We start from the raw sequence: 18,540 nt of genomic DNA on the forward strand, positions 1-18,540 counted from the left end.
GTGCGGGCCGCCGCCGGGGGCGGGGGCGTCACTCCAGGACGGCGTCGATCTCGTCGCTCGCGGTGGCGAGCAGCTCGTCGATGTCGGCGTCCTCGCGGGTCAGCACCGCCTGCATGGCCGTGTCGAGGATCGCGTAGACCTGCTGGGCCTGCGGGGGCTCGACGAAGCCGGGGATGTCGGGCTGGGCGTCCACGAAGGTCTGGTAGTTGTCCAGCGGGACGTTGGCGTTGGCCTCCTTCAGGGCCAGCTGCTCCTCGCGGGTGCCGCCGACCCAGATGTCGGGCGTGGGCGCCATCGGCAGGCCGACCGGGGAGCCCAGTTCGAGGGCGTCGTCGATCATCTCCTGGAACCGGTCGGGCTCCAGGAACTTCCACTGGAGCCAGGTCAGGCCCGCCTCGATCTGCTCGGGGGTGAGCCCGGCCCTGAACATGTAGCCCTCGCCGCCGATCAGCGTGCCCTGCTGCTCGGGCATGGGGGCCAGGCCGTAGTCGTCGTAGTCGCCCTCGAAGTTGTCGACGATGGGCTTGAGGTTGTCGGGCGCGCCGATGTACATCCCCAGGGTCCCCGCGCCCATCATGCGCTGGAGGTCCTCGAACTCCAGCATCTGCCGGTCGCCCATGGAGCCGTCCTCCCAGCGCATAGCGTGGAGGGTCTCCAGGATCTCCCGACCCTGGGCGCCGTCGACGTTCGCGGTCATGGTGCCGCGGTCGACGGTCTCGGCGCCCAGGGAGTTCATCCAGGCGTTGAAGTGCCAGCCGCCCTGGTTGTTGGTGCTCAGCTCGGCGAAGCCGACATGGTCCCCGCCCAGGTCGCTGATGGCGTCGGCGGCCTCGCGGACCTCCTCCCAGGTGGTGGGCGGGGAGTCGGGGTCCAGTCCGGCCTCCTCGAACAGGGTCCGGTTGTAGACCAGGCCCATCGAGTAGTTGGCGGTGGGCAGCCCGTACAGGCGGCCCTCCTCGTCGCGGAACACGTCGAGCAGCCCGGGCTGGATCCGGTCGGTGATGCCCAGGGCCTCGGCCTGCTCGGTGATGTCGGAGACCTGGCCGCGCTCGATGAGCGCGGCGGGGTCGGTGAAGTAGACGTAGAAGACGTCCTCCAGCTGCCCTCCGGCGAGCTTGGTCTGGAACGTCGCGGGGTCCATGAACCCCTCGCGGGGGTCGATGCGGATGTCCTCGTGGAGGGAGTGGAACTCCTCCACGTCGTCGTCGAAGATCGCCCGCTCGACCGGCTTGGTCCGCTCCGGCTGGCCGTTGACGACGATCGTGACGGTGCCGTCGGCGGCCGGGGCGTCGGAGCCGCAGGCGGTGACGCCCACCGCCAGGGCGACGGCGGCGGCCGCGAGTGCGGTGCGCCGGGGAACTGCGACACGGTGTGTGCCCATAACCTGCTCGTTCCTTTCCGGCTCCTCCCCCGGGGAAGCCATGTGGTGGTGCCGGAACGATAAAACAGCCGGACACACTTCTGCAAGAAACGAACATGAGCTTGCAAATCAGCTACACAGCCTGGAAATACAGGCATAATGCGAGCTGAATCACACAGGGGAGTCGAGCGAACCCGCCTAACGAAGGCGTAACGAAGCCCCGCGGAACCGCCCGGACGGGGACATCGGGCACACGGGGGTCCCGGACACGACAGAGGGGGCGTGCGCGACCGCGCACGCCCCCTCCGGGGATCCCGTGTCTCAGCCCCGGACGGCCGCCCTCTCGCCCCGGGGGCCGCCGTCCGGGAGGGCCGGGGCCGGGCCCGCCGAGGCCCGCACCACCAGCTCCGGCTCGAACATCAGCTCCTCGCGGGAGACCCGGCCGCCGTCGATCCACCGGGCCAGCACCTCCACCGCCGACCGGCCCATCGCCTCGATCGGCTGGCGCACCGTGGTCAGCGGCGGATCGGTGCAGGCCATCAGCGGGGAGTCGTCGTACCCGACGATCGACACGTCCCCGGGCACCGACAGCCCGCGCCGCCGGACCGCGCGCACCGCCCCCAGCGCCATCACGTCGCTGGCGCACAGGATCCCGGTGACCCCGCGCTCCAGCAGCCGCTCGGCGGCGGCCCGGCCGTTCTCCATCGAGTACAGGGCGTGCTCCACCGGGGGCGGCGGGCCGTCGCCGAAGCAGGAGCGCAGCGCCGCCCGCTTGCGCTGGGAGGGGACGTGGTCGGGCGGGCCCGCCACCAGGCCGATGCGCTCGTGGCCCAGCGCCCGCAGGTGGGCGACCACCTGCTCGACGGCGACCGCGTCGTCGCAGGCCACCCGGGGGAAGTCCAGGGAGTCGACGGCCGCGTTGACGAGCACCGTGGGCAGGTTGCGCTCGTGCAGGTCGGCGTAGTGGTCGTGGGCTGCGTCGCCCTGGGCGTACAGCCCGCCGGCGAAGATGATGCCCGAGACCTGCTGGGACAGCAGCAGCGAGACGTAGTCGGCCTCGGTGACCCCGCCGGCCGTGCGCGTGCACAGCACCGGGGCGAAGCCGCGCCGGGCCAGTTCGGTGGCCATGACCTCGGCCAGGGCGGGGAAGATGGGGTTCTGGAGTTCGGGCAGCACCAGGCCCACCAGGCGTGCGCGCTCGCCGCGCAGCTGGGTGGGGCGCTCGTAGCCGAGGACGTCAAGGGCGGTCAGGACGGCTTCGCGCGTACCGGGGGACACTCCGGGCTTGCCGTTGAGGACCCGGCTGACCGTGGCCTCGCTGACCCCGACCTTCTCGGCGACCTCCGCGAGTCGACGTTTCATGCCCCTAAGGTACGGCATGGAACGCAAGCGGCTTGCATCCGCTTGCAGGAATCGTCATCGGCTTGCGGTGCTCGGCGCGGAGCCCGGGTCAGCCGGTGCGGCGCTCCTTGCGCCGGCGGGCCAGCTCGTCCACCGGGGCCGCGGGCGGGGCGGGGGGCAGTTCGCCGCGCTCCTCGGCCGGGACCACGCCCAGCGCCTCCTCCAGCTCCCGCCAGACGTTGGCCAGCGCCAGCCCGAACATGCCCTGGCCGCGCTGCATGAGGTCGACGACCTCCTCGGGGGAGGTGCACTCGTAGACGCTGACGCCGTCGCTCATGAGGGTGATGCGGGCCAGCTCGGGGGCGGGGCGGCCGCGCAGGTGGTCCACGGCGGTGCGGATCTGTTGGAGGGATATCCCGGTGTCCAGCAGTCGCTTGGCCACCTTGAGCAGCAGGACGTCGGGGAGGCTGTACAGGGGGGCGTTGTGGGCACCGGTGTGCACGCTCGGCTCCACCAGGCCGGTTCTGGCCCAGTAGTCGAGCTGACGGTAGGTGATCCCGGCGGCCGTACAGGCCGCGGGACCCCGGTACCCGACGTCCATAGGCGGCGCCACCACGTCCTCTTCGCACGGTAGGCCCTGCTGCCCCGCTAGCCGCAGCGCGGACCGCCTGTCATGGGGTTCCCGCTTGCCGCTCGCTACCGCCACGCCGACCTCCGGCTTCTCGTCCCGCGGCGGTCTCGACAGGGGATGTCCACAGAGGGAACGGGTGCGCCGCGGGTTCCACTGCACCGACCGTAAGGCGGCCGGAGGGCAGCGTCAACGACACCCCTCGGCGCGTCGCCAAGTGCGCGCCCCCGGGTGCCGCGGAGCCGCGGTGGTCACGCCGTGTGCGCGCACCCCGTTTTTCGGCCCCGACCTCGACGTTCACTTCCCCGTCCCCAATCTAACACCGGCACCCCGGAACATCACCGCAGGTCGCGGCCGTGTTCCGGGGCGTCCCCGAGCGCCCGGCGCGGTTTCACTCCGTACGGCGCCCGAAATCCTCGGGCGTGATGTTGTCGAGGAATTCCCTGAACGCCTCGACCTGGTCCTCCTGCTCGTCCGGGATGGGCATCCCGGCCTCGTCGATCACGTCCTCGTGCGCGTAGATCGGCGTACCGGTCCGCAGCGCCAGCGCGATCGAGTCCGAGGGCCGGGCGCTGACCTCGGCACCGTTGCTGAACACGAGCTCGGCGTAGAAGATGCCGTCGTTCAGCCCGGTGATGTTGACCGTGGTGAGCTGGGTGTCCAGCGCGTCCAGCACGTCCCGGAACAGGTCGTGGGTGAGCGGCCGGGCCGGGACCACACCCTGCTGCGCGAGCGCGATCGCGGTCGCCTCCACCCCGCCGATCCAGATCGTGAGGTAGCGGTCCCCGTCGGATTCCTTGAGCAGGATTATCGGCTGGTTCGAGGGCATCTCAACCCGGACGCCGACGAACTCCATGTGCTTCACAGCGGCTCCGTCCCACGAGTCGTCATGCCGGATGGGCGCTCGTCCCTGTATCCCCCGTTGGATCAGGACCCGAGGGCGAAATCGGCACCCTTCGATACAAAGCTCTCCGGCGGCGGGGGGCCGCAAACCTACTCGGCCCCGGCCGCCGCCGTCAACGGTGCGCGTGCACGCCCGATACCGTTCCTCAGCGGCGCGGCTTGGTCAGCAGCACCATCCGGAACTTGCCGATCTGGATCTCGTCGCCGCCGCCCAGCTCGGCCTCGTCCACCGGCTCCCGGTTGACGTAGGTGCCGTTGAGGCTGCCCACGTCGCGGACGCCGAAACCGTTGCCGCGGCGGAAGAACTCGACGTGCCTCCGCGAGACGGTGACGTCGTCGAGGAAGATGTCGCTGTTGGGGTGGCGCCCGGCGGTCGTGACGTCGTTCTCCAGGAGGAAGCGACTGCCGGCGTTGGGACCGCGCTTCACCACCAGGAGAGCCGTACCGGGCGGCAGGGCGTCGACGTTGGTGGGGTCGACGTTGCCCGACTCGTCACCGGAGTCCTCCTCCTCCAGGGCCTGTATGCCGGAGATGGAGATGGTGGACGTGACGTCTCCGGCGGACTCCCCGCTCCCCCCGGGCCGGGGACCGGGCTGTCCGTCCCTGCGGACGGGGGTCCCACAGTGGGAGCAGAAACGGGCATCATCCGCAACGGCGTGACCGCACTGCGTGCAGTAAACGCTCGACATAGGTCGGCTCGGCCTCCTACCGCACGGGGCGGTGCTTGATTCGGCTGATCGGTGGCACGTTCCGGTCGTCGTGCGGGCGAGGGGCCCGCACGGCGTCCGGAACGCGGCGAGACGATCCGCTGTCGCGGCAGCGGCGCACCTCGCACGGTCGGTCGCTAGGTCTCATCCCCCATGTTGTACTCCTCATCACCTCTACCGGGTCCGCCGTTGCGGGAAGGCCCGTGCGGTAGGCGACGCGGCGCTCCAGGGAACACTCGACTTTAAACCATATCCCTGTCCGGGAAGGGCTTCGCTCCTCGTCGGCCTGCCGTGGACACCCCGCCTCGGGAGCGGTGGGGCGAACGGCGGATCCGGTGCCCGGAGCACCGACTCCGCCGGGGACGGTCCCGACGAGAAGAGACACCTCTCTGGTTACCGATGCCGCTCCGGGGGTTTTGGTTCGCTCCCGCGCCCCACGGATTCGCCTCGCCGCCGCCGTACCGCCACGACCTGTCGTTATGCCCAGTTTAGCCAGCGGGCACGGCTCGGCCACCGGCACCGGGGCCGTTGTTTCCACCGTACACCGAAGGGGGTGCGGGCCACACGGCCCGCACCCCGGCCGGAATCCGAGGTCAGCCCTCGGCGCGTTCGACGACGTTCGCCCACTCGGCCAGCAGCCGGTGGGCGGTGTCCGGGTCGGGACCTTCGGCCCAAAGATGGGTCACGGCCTCGGCGGTGTCCGGCAGGACCAGCGCCCAGCTGCCGTCGGGCTCCAGGACGCGCACGCCGTCGGTCGTGTCGAGCTCGCGGTCGCCCGCCGCCTCCACGACCGCCCGCATGACGCTGCCCTTGACGGCCCAGGGGGTGGGCACCGAGCGGCGCAGCAGGTGCGCGTGCGGGATGGCCCCCTCGATCCGGCTCAGCGTGCTGCGGGTCCGCGCCACCAGGCCCAGCAGCCGCACGAAGGCCGCGATGCCGTCACTGGTCGGGCTGAACTCGGGGATGACGAAGCCGCCCCGGCCGTCCCCGGCCAGGATGACGTCGTCCCCCTCCTGTACCGCCTTGGTGAGCTCGTTGATGGCCGTGGCCGTCCAGAGCACCTCGACGCCGTGGGCCCGGGCCACCTGCTCGGCCACGCGGGTGATGGTCACCGGCAGCGCCACGCTGCCGCCCTTGCGCTCGGCGCACACCAGGTCCAGGACCGCGAGCAGGGCGCGCTCGCCGTCCACCAGCTCGCCCTTCTCGTCCACGATGGAGAGCCGCTCCGCCACCGGGTCGAACCGCACCCCGAAGTCGGCCCCCGAGCCGGAGACCAGCTCGCCCAGGCGCTCCAGGTCGCGGTTGCGCTTGGCCGCGGTGTCGGTGGGAGAGTCCTCGTCCAGCCGGTTGTTGACGGTGAGCACGTCCACGCCGATCCGGCCCAGCAGCGAGGGCAGGATGAGCGAGCCGCTGCCGCCCGCGCAGTCGACCACGACCTTCAGGCCCGCCTCGGCGACCCCGGAGGTGTCCACCGCGCGCAGCAGGTCGTGGGCGTAGTTCTCCACGTTGCGCGAGGGGAACGTCAGCTCGCCGATCTCCCCGGGGAAGGCCCTGCGGTACTCGGCCCGGGAGAACACCCGGTCGAGCTTGCGCTGGGCCGCCGGCGACAGGTCGGCGCCGTCGGAGTCCAGGAACAGGATGTCCACCGACTCCGGGTCCCCCGGGGTGGTGCGCACGGTGATGCCGCCGCTGACCCCGCTCTGGGACGTGTGGAAGCGGGCCACCGGCAGCGGCACGACCTCCAGGTCGCGCACCTCGATGGCCGCGGCCGTCAGTGCGCTGATGACCGCCCGCTTGAGCGTCCGGGCCGCGCGCGAGACGTCGCGCGAGGTGGTGACGATCGCGCCCTTCTTGAGGGTGGTGGCGTAGGCGTTGGCCAGCCGCACCGCCAGCTCCGGGGTGATCTCCACGTTGATCAGGCCCGAGACGCCGCGCGGCCCGAACAGCGACCGCTGCCCGCGCGACTCCCAGATGACGTTGGTGCTGACGACCGCGCCGGCCTCGATGGTCTTGAACGGGTAGACCTTGACGTCGTTGTGGAGGTAGGCCTCGGACTCGATGACGCAGTCCTCGCCGACGACCGCGCCCTCCTCGATCCGGGCCGCCGCCATGACGTCGGTGTTCTTGCCGATGACCGCGCCGCGCAGGTTGGCCCCGCGGCCGATGAAGACGTTGTCGTGCAGCACGGTGCGGTGCGCGAAGGCCTCGGCGCGCACCACGGCGTTGCTGCCCACGACGGTGAACTCGCGCAGCTCGGCGCCGGCCTCCACCTTGGCGTAGTCGCCGATGTAGAGCGGGCCCTTGAGCACGGCCTCGGCGGAGACCTGGGCGCCCTCGCCGACCCACACGCCCGGGGAGACCTCGAACCCGTCGATCTCCACCGCGACCTTGCCCGACAGCACGTCGGCCTGGGCGCTGAGGTAGCTCTCGTGGGTGCCCACGTCCTCCCAGTAGCCGTCGGCGATGTAGCCGTAGAGGGGCTCGCCCTCCTCCAGGAGCTCGGGGAAGACGTCGCCGGACCAGTCGACCACCTCGCCCGCGGCGACCCGGTCCAGGACCTCCGGCTCCATGATGTAGATGCCGGTGTTGACGGTGTCGGAGAAGACCTGGCCCCAGGTGGGCTTCTCCAGGAAGCGCTGGATGCGGCCCTGCTCGTCGACGATGATGATGCCGAACTCCAGCGGGTTGGGGACCCGCTTGAGGGCGATGGTGACCTTGGCGCCCTTCTCCCGGTGGAAGCGCACCATGTCGGTCAGGTCGATGTCGGTGAGCGCGTCGCCGGAGATGACGATGAAGGGCTCGCCGCGCAGGTGGTCCTCGGCGTTCTTGACGCTGCCGGCGGTGCCGAGCGGGACCTCCTCGGCGACGTAGTGCAGCTTCATGCCGAGTTCTTCGCCGTCGCCGAAGTAGTTGCGGATCAGGGTGGCCAGGAACTGGACGGTGACCACCGTCTCGGTGAAACCGTGCTTGCGCAGCAACCGCAGCACGTGCTCCATGATGGGTTTGTTGACCACCGGAAGCAGGGGTTTGGGCTGGTTGGCGGTCATGGGGCGCAGGCGGGTGCCCTCGCCCCCGGCCATGACCACGGCCTTCATGTTCGGCGAGGACGCCGCGGCGCCCTCCTCGCGGGCGGTCATCGCCGGCACCTCCGCACGGTGGAGGGTGCGGGGACCGCGGGAGGCACCGCGGGGAAAAGGTGTTCGGAGCGCGCGGACGACCGCGCGGTGGGACATGTTCTCATGGTGGAGACGACACTCCCTTTCGTTCCGACAGGACTCTCGGTGAGCCGGTCCGTCGGTGGATCAGGTGCCCGTCCGCCCCTGTTCCCGGCCTGGCAGGCCGAGGCCGTCGACGTCCGCGCCGGGGTCGCCGTCGGCGGTCGCCTGCGTGGCCGGATCGGAACGACCCGGGTCGAGGCCGCGACCGGGGTCGCCGTCCTCGGCGGCACGGTGACCGTCGGTGAGATCGACGCGTTCGTCACGGCGGGTCTGGGCGATCAGGCGCAGTCCCTGAACGGCGTACAGCAGTCCGGCCCACCAATAAAGAGCCGTTCCCCACAGCGCGAAGGCCCAACCCATAATCTGCGCCACATCTCCGACGACGCTGGCGTAACCCGCGATGAACAGCAGGGGGAAGGCGTAGAGAAGGCACAGGGTGGCGGCCTTGCCGGCGAAGTTGACCGGCAGGGGGCCGTAGCCGAAATACCGCAGCAGCGGCAGGGCGCCGAGGATGAGGACGTCGCGCAGGACGAGGATGGCCATCAGCCACCACGGGACGATGTCGCGCACGACCAGTCCCAGCAGGGCGGCGAAGATGTAGAGGCGGTCGGCCAGCGGGTCCAGGACCGTGCCCAGCCGGGAGGTCTGGTTCCAGGCCCGGGCGATCTTGCCGTCGAGCCAGTCGCTGAGCCCGGCGAAGGCGAGCACGCCCAGCGCCCACCAGTCGGCCTGCGGCACCAGGACGAGCCACAGGAAGAGCGGGACGCCCAGCAGCCGCAGCATGCTCAGCAGGTTGGGAACCGTCCAGATACGGTCACTGACCGCCGGGCTGGCCACATCGCCCCCCGCCTCGAGTCTGCCATCTTCCGCGGATCGCCCCATGACGCCAACGATAACGGTCCGAGGTGTCGTTCTCCGCCACCGTGGTGCCCCACTCCCCCTGTGGCCCGGCAGGCGATCGCCCGCCCATCGTACCCTGCGGCATTGCAGGTCGATTGACCGATATGTCGTTTTCGCTCCGTGTGATCCTCCAGGACGAACGAACCGGGCCCCGGAAGCGTTCCCCCACGTGGCCGCCCCGGCGGACGCCGGCGCGCCCGCCGGCCGGGCGACGCGCCCGCACGCCGGGTGTGGCCGGGGCGCGGGGCCGTCTGCGAGGCTGGCCGGAGCAGAACCACAGCGAAACCGGGAGGACCCCATGCTCGTCGCCTTCTCCGTCAGCCCCATGGGCACCGGCGAATCCGTCGCCCCGGCGGTGGCCAGGGCCGTCAAGGTCGTGCGCGACAGCGGCCTGCCGAACCGCACCGACGCCATGTTCACCACGGTCGAAGGGGAGTGGGACGAGGTGATGGCCGTGGTCAAGGCCGCCACCGAGGCCGCGGGCGAGGGCGCCGGCCGGGTGTCCCTGGTGCTCAAGGCCGACATCCGGCCCGGCGTCGCCGGGGCGCTGGAGGGCAAGGTCGAGGCGGTCGAACAGGAGCTGCGCGACCTGTGACCCGGCCGCGGGCCCGCCCCGGCGGGCCCGCGCCTCAGCCCTGGGCCTCCAGGACCATGTCCGCGGCGCGCAGTCCCGACAGCAGCGCGCCGTGCACCGTGGCGATGTGCTCGATCTCGGTGGCCTCGCCGGCGAAGAACAGCCGGTCGTCCACCGAGGCGCGCAGCGCCACCCGGTCCCCGTCGCCGGAGCCGACGGCGGTGTAGGAGAACGCGCCCCTCGCGAAGGGATCGTCCGTCCAGGCGCTGAGGTGGTGGTCCACCGGGTCGGGCGCCTTGCGGAACATGGTGCGCAGCGACGCCATCGCGTGCTCCACCACCTCCCCCTCGGACATCTTCGCCAGGAACCGCGCCGGGGCGCCGCCGTTGCGGGACACCAGCACCGGCACCCCCAGCACCCGCTGGCCCGCGTACCAGTGGAACCAGGCGCCGTGCTCGGTGCCCAGGTGCACGAGCACCTCGGCGTCGCCCCAGAACACCTCGTCGAAGCGCAGGAACAGCTTCTCCAGGCGGCCGTTGCCCAGCCGCTCGATCGCCAGCCTCTTGTCCTCGGGCAGCTCCGGGCGGAAGTCCACCTGGCCGGCCTTGAGCACGCCCAGGGGCAGGGTGACCACGACCCGGTCGGCGGTGAGGGTCTCCTCCCCGTCGGGGGTGTCCACCCGCACCGACACCCCGTCCTCGCCGTGGGACACCTCCAGGACCACGTGCTCCAGGCGCACGTCCAGGCCGCGCGCCAGGTGGTCGGTGATCTGGCCCATGCCGTCGGGGAACACCACGTCGTCGCCGCTGAACTCGTGCAGGGCGCCCACCGCCTCGAAGGAGACCTCCTCGGCGTCGGCGCCGTGGTCGCCCTCGACCATGCGGTGCACGATCTCCTTGGCGTCGCGGGCGCGGGCGCGCACCAGGTTCGCGTCGTAGAGGGCCTGGTCGATGCCCTGCTCCATGGACTCCTGGGAGCCCGCGCCGATGTTGGCCCAGTACATGTGCTCGTGCAGGAGGTTGACGTCCTCCATGTTGCGGCGGTGCCGGTCGAAGAGCAGCCGGCGGCCCTTGGGGTCGTAGGCGGTCTCCGTGGAGCGGTTGAACACGGCGGTGCGCAGCCCCAGGGAGCGGACCAGGTCGGCCAGGGGGTTGTTCTCCTCGCCGCGCATCCAGGAGGCCCCGGCGTCCAGGGTGGCGCCGTCCCATTCGCGGAACGTGTGGATGCGCCCGCCGGTGCGGGCCCGGCCCTCCAGGACGGTGACGCGCTCGCCGGCCTCCGCCAGGCGGTCGGCGGCCGACAGACCGGCCATGCCCGCCCCGATGACGAGGGTGTGTCCGCGCCCGGGCGCCGCCTCGCGGCCCCGCGGTTCGGGGGCGGTGTCGCCCTCGACGGGTTCCTCGGTGATCTCCGCGCCGACGTCCTCCTGCATGGCACTCCCCTCCCGGTGACCGACAGTGCGACTGTATGTGCCCTTCGTGGCGATCGCCGGGATGACACCCCGGCGGGCACGGCGACCGCGAGCCGGGGAAGCGGAACCGGATCGGCCGCTTTCCCTAACAATCCGCGGTCATGTGGTTACACTCCGGATGTCCACCTCCCGTCTTCCGAGGGGTTCACCGTGCGTCTCATCGCCGCCACCGTCACTTCGGCACTCGTCCTGGGCTGTGCCACCGCCGCCTCGGCCACGGCCGCGCCCCCGGTGACCGCCCTCCTGGCCCCGGTGGTGGAGCTGTCGGCCGACCGGCTGGCCACCGCCGAGCTGGTGGCGGCCGCCAAGTGGCACAGCGGCGACCCGGTCGAGGCCCCCGAGCGGGAGGCGACGGTGCTGGCCGAGGCCGAGCGGTCGGCCCGCGCCCTGGGCGGCGACCCGGAGGTCGCGCTGGCGGTCATGCGCGACCAGATCGAGGCCAACAAGGTGATCCAGCGGGGCAGGCACGCCGACTGGTACGCCCACCCCGACCGGAGTCCGCTGCGGCCGCCGGACCTGGCCGACGCCCGGGCCGACCTGGACCGGATCACCCCGGCCCTGGTGGGCGCGCTCACCGACGCCGGCGCCGGTCTGGCGGCCCCCGGCTGCGAGGCCGAACTGGCCCGCACCGCCCGCCGCGTCGCCGACGAGCGCGGCATGGACCGCCCGGGCCGTACCGCCCTGGCCGTGTCCCTCTCGTCCGTCTGCGCCTGACCGGCTACCCGGCCACGTAGGCCTCCACCTCGTCCGGCAGCCGCTCCCACAGGGTCCAGGCCAGCATGCGGTGCAGGCCGTCCAGGTGGGTGAGCCCCTCCCGGCGCTCCATCCGCTCGTAGTAGGGGTGGTCGACCGCGCCGTCGCTCAGGAACAGCGGGCCGTGCGGGGCCTCGGCCATCCAGGACAGCCGGCCCCAGCAGTCCGGGTTGGTGCGGTGGTAGTCCTCGCGCCACTCCCGCAGGGTGGCCGCCGCCTCGGCGACGGTGGCCCCGGCGGGGGGCACCGGCTCGCGCTCCCCGTACTCGCCGGCGTGCCAGGGCAGCAGGATCCCGGCGATGTCGTCGCCGGTCAGGACGGCCCGGTACCACCGGCCGCCGCGCTGCTCCCCCGCCAGCCGCAGGACGCCCTCCACGTACTCGTTGCCCGACCGCGAGACGGCGTCGGTCCCGGGGTGGGCGGCCAGGAACCGCCGCACCACGTCGTCGGTGGTGAGGGCTTCGAAGGTGCGCATGGGACGGTCCTCGTTCTCGTCGGGGCGTCGTCCCACTCTAGAGGTGGCCCCGGCCCCCCGGGAGGGGTGCCGGAGCCACCACCGCGGTCCGCCGGGGCGTCCGCGCCCCGGCCGACCGCGTCAGCGCCCGTCGGGGTTGCCGTCCTCGTCCTCGAACTCGATCCGCTCGGCGCGACGCTCGCCCTCGACGTGCTCCTCGTGGGTCACCTCGCGCTTGCGCACGTGGATCTCCTCCACCGGCACCTGCCGCTTGGAGACGACCGGGCGCTCCTCGTAGAGGGTGAAGGTCTCCTCCCCCTCCTCCATGGAGTGCGCGTCCGTGACGTCGGCGGGGTCGGTGATCGGGCGGCGCTCGACCTCCAGCTCCTCGTGGGAGACCGGGACGGCCTCGTCGAACCGCTCGGTGTCGACGTGGCGGCGCATCCTGGCCTGACCGGACTCGCGCCGCTCCACACCGATGTCGACCTCCTCCTCGGAGCGGATGACGACCTCCTCGTCGGCTCCGGCGGACGCCTCGCGCTCACCGGTGCCGACGGGGCCGGGCCCGGCCGCGCGGGGCGGGGCCCCGGTCGGCTCGGCCCACCCCTCGGGGGCCGTGTCGGTCCGCCCCGCCGTGTCGGCGGTTCGGCCCTCGGCGGCCCACCCCTCGGTGGTCCGGCCCTCCGCGGCCCGGCCCGAGGACGAGGGCGCGTGCTCCTCGTAGTACCGGCGGACCGTCTGCTCCTCCTCCGGCGAGATGTGCTCCTTGGCGTCGATGTTCGGAGCGCCCTTGACGGTGGACTTGTCGTAGGGGACCTGGATGTCCTCCTGGACCGGCTGCGCCCCCTGGAGGGGGACCAGCGTCTCCCGCATGCCGAACAGCCCGGTGTGGACGGAGGCCCAGGTCGCGTCACCGGTGCGGTCGTCCAGGTACACCCGGGCGATCTTCCCGATGTCGTTGCCCTCGTCGTCCAACACGTGGTGCCCCACGAACCTCTCCGCACGGTGGCCTGCCATGGTCCTCCCCCTTCGGTCGGCGGGCGGGCCCGTCGACCCACCCCACACCCCGCCGCCCTACCCCCTGTGAGCGGGGGAAACGGCATTTTTCCCAGATCAGGGAAGAGATGGTCAGGGCTTGGGACGGGTTGACGGGCCGCCGACCCGGCGTTGGCGGAGAGCATGCACGCGCCCGGCTCCGGGGAGGACCCGGCGGCTCCGGCGGGGCACCGCCCGGGTCAGACGAGGACGCCGTCCCTGGCCACCACGCGGCCCGCGCGCACCACCAGGTTCCGCGGCGGCAGGTCCACCACGACCTGGGGCGTGCACTCGCCCTCCACCAGGACGAAGTCCGCGGGCGCGCCGGGGGTGAAGTCCGCCGCGGGCAGGCCCACCACGGCCGCTCCGCCGTGCGCCGCGGTGTCCAGGGCCGCGTCGAGCTGCTCGTCGGTACGGGCCCGGGAGACCTTGGCCAGCTGGTGGGCGCGGTGCAGCATGTCGGCGTCACCGAACGGGCTCCAGGCGTCGCGGACCCCGTCGGAGCCCAGGCCCACGAGCACGCCGTGCCCGCGCAGCCGCTCCACCGGCAGCACCCGGTAGGGGTCGGAGGCGACCGTGGTCAGGGCGACCCCCGCCTCGCCCAGGGCGGCGGCCAGCGCGTCGAACCCGTCCCCGGCCTGGGGCACGGCGAAGGCGTGGCCGACCGTCACCTTCCCGCCCAGGCCCAGCGCCCGGGTGCGTTCGGCGATGGCGTACAGGGTGCGCGCCCCGGTCTCCCCGCCCTCGTGCAGGTGGATGTCCACGCCGACGCCGTACCGGTCGGCCAGGCCGAAGACCAGGTCGAGCTGCCCGGTGGGGTCCTCGTCGAACTCGGTGGGGTCGATGCCGCCGATGAGGTCGGCGGCCCCGGTGCGCAGCGCCTCCTCCATCAGTTCGGCGGTGCCGGGCGCCCGCCGCACCCCGTGCTGGGGGAACGCGACGACCTGGACGTCCAGCGCGTGGGCCAGGTTCCGCGCGGCCTCCCGGACGCCCTCGACCCCGGCCAGCCCGTAGGCGGGGGCGATGTCGGCGTGGGCGCGCATCGCCCGGGTGCCCCGGGTGACGGCGTGGCCCATCAGGCGCTCGGCGCGCGCCCCGACGGGGGTGGGCAGGGTGGCGAACACCTCGGCGTCCTGCTCCCCGAGTTCGGCGATGCCGCGCGCCGGCCGGCGCGAGTACCAGGGCTCGCCCCAGGTGGTCTTGTCCGGGTGGATGTGCGCGTCGACCAGCGTGGGCAGGGCGACGCGGCCGCCGCAGTCGACCACCTCCGCCCCGTCGGCGGGGCCGGCCGCCACCCGGCCGTCGACCACGACGAGGTCGACGGGGTCGCCGCCCAGGGGGCGCAGGTCGCGGAAGATCGTGGTGCTGGGGTGTGCGGTCACGTGGGATCCTTCCCGGGTCCGGCGCGGCGGGCCCGGGTGGCGGGCGCCGTTGCCGCGCGAGAGATCGGCCGTCGGCTCAGCCCGACGGTTAACGGTATACCACTATCCCCCCGCGAGAACGGCGAAGGCGCGGGGCCGTCGCACGGCCCCGCGCCTTCGCGGTGGTTCTCGGCGGGAGGTCAGACCTTGCGCCACTGCGGCACCCAGGCGCCGTCCTCCACGGTGTAGTCGCCGAACAGCGCCGGGGCCTCCTTCTGGAGGGTCTCCCCGATCCGGTGGAAGAGCAGGCGGATCTCCTCTTCGGCGCCGGGCGCCGTGCGGGCCTCCAGGGTGTGGCGCAGGGTGCGCACGTTGGCGGTCCACACCAGCCCGGTGGCCACGCCCTCGGGGGCGAACCGGCGCATGAAGGAGGTCTTGTGCTTCTTCTCCGCGAACTTCACACCCTCGTCGTCGAGGCCGAAGTGGTCCGCCATCCAGAGCTGGAACTCCTCCATCTGCGCCAGCATCGCCTCGGCGCGCTCCATCAGCTCCGGGTCGTCCTGGGCCCAGTCGGGGAACCAGAACGGCAGGTCCGTGAGGCGCACGAACCGCAGCGACTCCTGGGAGATCGCCACGCCCGGCCGGTGCCGGATGAGCTCGTGGGTCAGGACGCGCGACACGTTGTGCAGCACGAACCCGAAGTTCACGTGCTCCAGCACCGAACCGTGCAGGCTGGCCAGGATGTTGCCCAGGTAGGCGTCCTGGTCGGTGCGCACCCGCGTGACGTTGGGGTTCAGGCCCGGCTCCCAGGAGCGGTAGCACAGCCGCCCGGCGAACTCGGCGAGGTTCTGCGGGTCGTTGAGGTGGTCGTCCAGGTCCCCCCGGTCGAAGCGCTCCAGCCAGGACTCCCCGCCGACCTCCTTGAGGTAGTCGGCGATCGCGTCGTAGTCCAGTTGCGGACGCGAGATCAGTCGGACCTGTGGTTCGACCCTCTTCACTGCACTGCCTCCCGTGTCATGGCCCCGGCCCGCGGGCACGCGTGAGCGCCGTGGCCTGGGGTTCGGGAACACGGGGGCGTGTGACGGGGTCGGGGCTGATCAGCCTTCCACGAGGGTACACGTCCGGGGGCGCGGCGGCGCTGGCCGCACGCCCGGCGGGCCGGGGCCGTCCGCGGACCGTCCGCGGGCCGCGAGGGGGCGACCTCCCGGCCCCGCCGGGAGTACGGGACGCCGGGCACTAGAGGCCGAAGAAGTAGCCGGGGGTCAGGATGAGGCCGAGCACGATGGCGATGATGCCCCACAGGAGCTGGCCCCGCAGCACCCCGAGGACGCCGGCGACGAGAAGGATGATTCCGAGGATTGTCAGCAAAATACCCATGCACAACCACTAACCGATAACGAATCGATCAAACTCGCCGTCCCCGCGAGGAGAACGCGCGGGCCCCGTGCCGCACCGGATCCGGCCTGGTGGGCGGTGCTCCGTGTGGGCCGCGCCACGGTCGCGATCCGCCCGCGGACCCCGGTTCCGGGCCCCCGCAGCCCGCCCGCGCGGGCCGGCGTGCGGCCGGGACCCGCGCAGGGGCCCCGGCCGCGCACCGGCGGGTCAGCGGCGGGCCAGGCGCAGCGCCCGGGCCACGATCTCCTCGCCGACCGAGGCGGTGAGGATCGACTCCGGGTGGAACTGCACCGCGTAGCGGCGGCTCTCCCGGTCCTCGATCGCCATCACCACCGGCTCCTCCCCCTCGGCGTCGATGACCGCGGTGACCCGGTAGTTCTTGACCTGGTCGGGCAGTGCGTAGGTGGAGTGGTACCGGGCCGCCTGGAACACCCCGTCCTCGCCCAGCCCGGCCACCAGGTCCCCGCCCAGCGCGCGGACCCGTCCCGGCTTGCCGTGCACCGGCGCGTCCAGGGTGCGCAGCTCCCCGCCCGCGTGCTCCACCATGCCCTGGAGGCCCAGGCACACCCCGAACACCGGCAGGCGGCGGGCCTCCAGCGCGTCGAGCAGGGCCGCCATCCCGAAGTCCTCGGGCAGCCCCGGCCCGGGCGAGAGCACCACCAGGTCCGGCGCCAGCCGGTCCAGCAGCTCCGGCTCGAACCCGTAGCGGACCGTGGTGACCTCGGCCCCGTGGCGGCGCACGTAGTCGGCCAGGGTGTTGACGAACGAGTCCTCGTGGTCGACCAGCAGCACCTTCAGGCCCTCGCCCGGGCGCTCGGCCGACGCGTCCGCCTCCCGCCCCGCGGACTCCCCGGCGGCGTCCGGGGCCTCCTCGCTCAGCGCCAGGGTCTCCAGCAGGGCGCGCGCCTTGAGGAAGGTCTCGCGCTCCTCAGCCTCGGGGTCGGAGTCGTAGAGCAGGGTGGCCCCCACCCGCACGGCCGCGACCCCGTCACGGATGTGCGCGGTGCGCAGGGTCAGCCCGGTGTTCATCGACCCGTCGAAGTTGATCACCCCGACGGCGCCGCCGTACCAGCGGCGCGGGCTGGTCTCGTTCTGCTCGATGAACCGCATCGCCCAGGTCTTGGGCGCCCCGGTCACCGTGACCGCCCACATGTGGGTGAGGAACGCGTCCAGCGCGTCGAACTCCCGGCGCAGCGTCCCCTCGATGTGGTCGACGGTGTGGATGAGCCGCGAGTACATCTCGATCTGGCGGCGTCCGATGACCCGGACGCTGCCCGGCTCGCACACCCGCGACTTGTCGTTGCGGTCGACGTCGGTGCACATGGTGAGCTCGGACTTCTCCTTGACGGAGGAGAGCAGCTCCTGGATGTTCTCGGCGTCGCCCAGGGCGTCCTCGCCGCGGCGGATGGTGCCGGAGATGGGGCAGGTCTCCACCCGCTGCCCCCGGCCCGGCTCGCCGCTGACCCGCACGAACATCTCCGGGGAGGCGCCGACCAGGTACTCGCCCTCGCCCAGGTTGAAGAAGAACTCGTACGGTGCGGGGTTGCGCTCGCGCAGCTGCTCGTAGAAGCGGGCGGGCGAGGAGCAGCGGGCGTAGGTGCGGTGCCCGGGGACGACCTCGAAGAGGTCGCCGCGGCGGAACTTCTCCTTGGCGCGGGCCACCACGGCGGCGTAGGAGCCGGGCTCGGGCCCGTCGGGCACCTCGGCGGCGACCACCGGCGGGGTCGGCTCGGTCTCGCGGGGCAGGCCCCGGGTGTCGGCCGCGTCCCGGCCGCCGGCGGCCGGGACGGCGAAGTCGTAGGTGTAGCGGACGCACGTCTCGCGCTTGCGGTCGCGCACGACGATCGCGTCGGGCAGGTGCAGGACGAGGTCGCGGTCGGCGGGGTCGCGGTCGATGTGCCGCTCGATGGGCTCGAACTGGAAGGCCAGGTCGTAGCCGAAGGCTCCGTACAGCCCCAGGTTGGGGTCCTCCGGAGCGCTGAGGGCGTCGATGACGGCGCGCAACGCGGTGAAGACGCTGGGGCGGCGGCTGCGCTCCTCCTCGGTGAAGAACACGCCCGGGTCGGGCTCGGGGACGGTGACCGCGGCGTGCGCGGGACCGCTCTCGAAGTCGACGCCGGTGGGCTCCAGCGCGCCGGCGACGACGGGGAGCAGCACGCGGCCGCGGTCGTTGAGGGCGGTGGCGGTGACCCGGCGCCCGCGGGCGGTCAGCTCCAGACAGGGGTCCACGTACCCCAGGTGCCAGCGGTCGTACCGGCCCGGGTACTCCATGCCGGAGGACAGCACGCCGCCGCGGCGGGTCTCGACGTCGCGGACGAGGTCGGTGAGGACCTCGGGGTCGCAGGGGGTGGCCTGGCGGTGGACGGTCACGCCGCCCCGGGTGCGGTACGTGGTGGTCTGTGCGTCGCTGGGTGTCACGGCCGGTCCTTCGGGCGCTGGT

Annotated in this window: 16 protein-coding genes; 2 read left to right on the forward strand and 14 right to left on the reverse strand. The window is 72.7% G+C overall.

Going from position 1 to position 18,540, the window contains the following annotated elements; genetic code table 11:
• Window positions 1-28: 28 nt before the first annotated feature.
• The 7 genes from K1J57_RS30560 to K1J57_RS30590 form a co-directional block, all read right to left on the reverse strand.
• Window positions 29-1,381 carry an extracellular solute-binding protein gene (locus tag K1J57_RS30560; protein WP_220562145.1) on the reverse strand — a complete coding sequence of 451 codons (1,353 nt, stop codon included), beginning with the start codon at window positions 1,379-1,381 and terminating at the stop codon, window positions 29-31.
• Window positions 1,382-1,681: 300 nt separating this feature from the next.
• Window positions 1,682-2,722, reverse strand: coding sequence for a LacI family DNA-binding transcriptional regulator (locus K1J57_RS30565; protein ID WP_220562146.1), 1,041 nt, complete (start codon window positions 2,720-2,722; stop codon window positions 1,682-1,684).
• 88 nt (window positions 2,723-2,810) lie between these two features.
• On the reverse strand, window positions 2,811-3,302 hold the full coding sequence (locus K1J57_RS30570) for a MerR family transcriptional regulator (protein WP_220565897.1): 492 nt from the start codon (window positions 3,300-3,302) through the stop codon (window positions 2,811-2,813).
• A 418-nt stretch (window positions 3,303-3,720) separates the two neighbouring features.
• Window positions 3,721-4,194 carry a bifunctional nuclease family protein gene (locus K1J57_RS30575; protein WP_220562147.1) on the reverse strand — a complete coding sequence of 158 codons (474 nt, stop codon included), beginning with the start codon at window positions 4,192-4,194 and terminating at the stop codon, window positions 3,721-3,723.
• Window positions 4,195-4,378: 184 nt separating this feature from the next.
• Window positions 4,379-4,921 carry an FHA domain-containing protein gene (locus K1J57_RS30580; RefSeq protein WP_220562148.1) on the reverse strand — a complete coding sequence of 181 codons (543 nt, stop codon included), beginning with the start codon at window positions 4,919-4,921 and terminating at the stop codon, window positions 4,379-4,381.
• Between the two features lie 611 nt (window positions 4,922-5,532).
• Entirely contained in the window at window positions 5,533-8,034 is a 2,502-nt protein-coding gene (locus tag K1J57_RS30585; protein ID WP_220565898.1) for a mannose-1-phosphate guanyltransferase, read from the reverse strand.
• A gap of 207 nt (window positions 8,035-8,241) precedes the next feature.
• Entirely contained in the window at window positions 8,242-8,994 is a 753-nt protein-coding gene (locus tag K1J57_RS30590) for a CDP-alcohol phosphatidyltransferase family protein (RefSeq protein WP_220565899.1), read from the reverse strand.
• A gap of 361 nt (window positions 8,995-9,355) precedes the next feature.
• Here K1J57_RS30590 and K1J57_RS30595 point away from each other — a divergent pair, with 361 nt between their 5' ends.
• A complete protein-coding gene (locus K1J57_RS30595; protein ID WP_220562149.1) occupies window positions 9,356-9,652 on the forward strand; it encodes an MTH1187 family thiamine-binding protein in 297 nt (98 codons plus the stop codon).
• A gap of 34 nt (window positions 9,653-9,686) precedes the next feature.
• On the opposite strand, the gene K1J57_RS30600 is transcribed toward K1J57_RS30595, so the two are convergent.
• Window positions 9,687-11,063, reverse strand: a complete 1,377-nt coding sequence (locus K1J57_RS30600; RefSeq protein WP_220562150.1) for an FAD-dependent oxidoreductase — start codon at window positions 11,061-11,063, stop codon at window positions 9,687-9,689.
• A gap of 189 nt (window positions 11,064-11,252) precedes the next feature.
• On the opposite strand from K1J57_RS30600, the gene aroQ reads away from it, so the two are divergent.
• On the forward strand, window positions 11,253-11,816 hold the full coding sequence (aroQ, locus tag K1J57_RS30605; RefSeq protein ID WP_255646724.1) for a gamma subclass chorismate mutase AroQ: 564 nt from the start codon (window positions 11,253-11,255) through the stop codon (window positions 11,814-11,816).
• 4 nt (window positions 11,817-11,820) lie between these two features.
• Here the strand turns inward: aroQ and K1J57_RS30610 are convergent, their stop codons facing one another.
• The 6 genes from K1J57_RS30610 to K1J57_RS30635 all read right to left on the reverse strand — a co-directional run bounded on the left by K1J57_RS30610 (window position 11,821) and on the right by K1J57_RS30635 (window position 18,518).
• Window positions 11,821-12,330 (reverse strand): DUF6309 family protein, encoded by a 510-nt coding sequence (locus K1J57_RS30610; protein ID WP_220562151.1) that lies wholly within the window; start codon window positions 12,328-12,330, stop codon window positions 11,821-11,823.
• A gap of 120 nt (window positions 12,331-12,450) precedes the next feature.
• Window positions 12,451-13,326 carry a DUF2382 domain-containing protein gene (locus K1J57_RS30615; RefSeq protein ID WP_220562152.1) on the reverse strand — a complete coding sequence of 292 codons (876 nt, stop codon included), beginning with the start codon at window positions 13,324-13,326 and terminating at the stop codon, window positions 12,451-12,453.
• Window positions 13,327-13,544: 218 nt separating this feature from the next.
• Complete coding sequence (locus K1J57_RS30620; protein ID WP_220562153.1) at window positions 13,545-14,726, reverse strand: amidohydrolase; 1,182 nt, start codon at window positions 14,724-14,726, stop codon at window positions 13,545-13,547.
• Between the two features lie 179 nt (window positions 14,727-14,905).
• On the reverse strand, window positions 14,906-15,703 hold the full coding sequence (thyX, locus tag K1J57_RS30625) for an FAD-dependent thymidylate synthase (RefSeq protein WP_220562154.1): 798 nt from the start codon (window positions 15,701-15,703) through the stop codon (window positions 14,906-14,908).
• Window positions 15,704-15,941: 238 nt separating this feature from the next.
• On the reverse strand, window positions 15,942-16,082 hold the full coding sequence (locus K1J57_RS30630; RefSeq protein ID WP_220562155.1) for a GPGG-motif small membrane protein: 141 nt from the start codon (window positions 16,080-16,082) through the stop codon (window positions 15,942-15,944).
• 225 nt (window positions 16,083-16,307) lie between these two features.
• The gene (locus K1J57_RS30635; protein ID WP_220562156.1) at window positions 16,308-18,518 is read right to left on the reverse strand and encodes an anthranilate synthase component I; all 2,211 of its coding nucleotides are present in this window, start codon (window positions 18,516-18,518) and stop codon (window positions 16,308-16,310) included.
• Window positions 18,519-18,540 lie beyond the last annotated feature (22 nt).

Origin of the sequence: Nocardiopsis sp. MT53, assembly GCF_019598965.1 — a bacterium.
Lineage (GTDB): Bacteria > Actinomycetota > Actinomycetes > Streptosporangiales > Streptosporangiaceae > Nocardiopsis > Nocardiopsis changdeensis.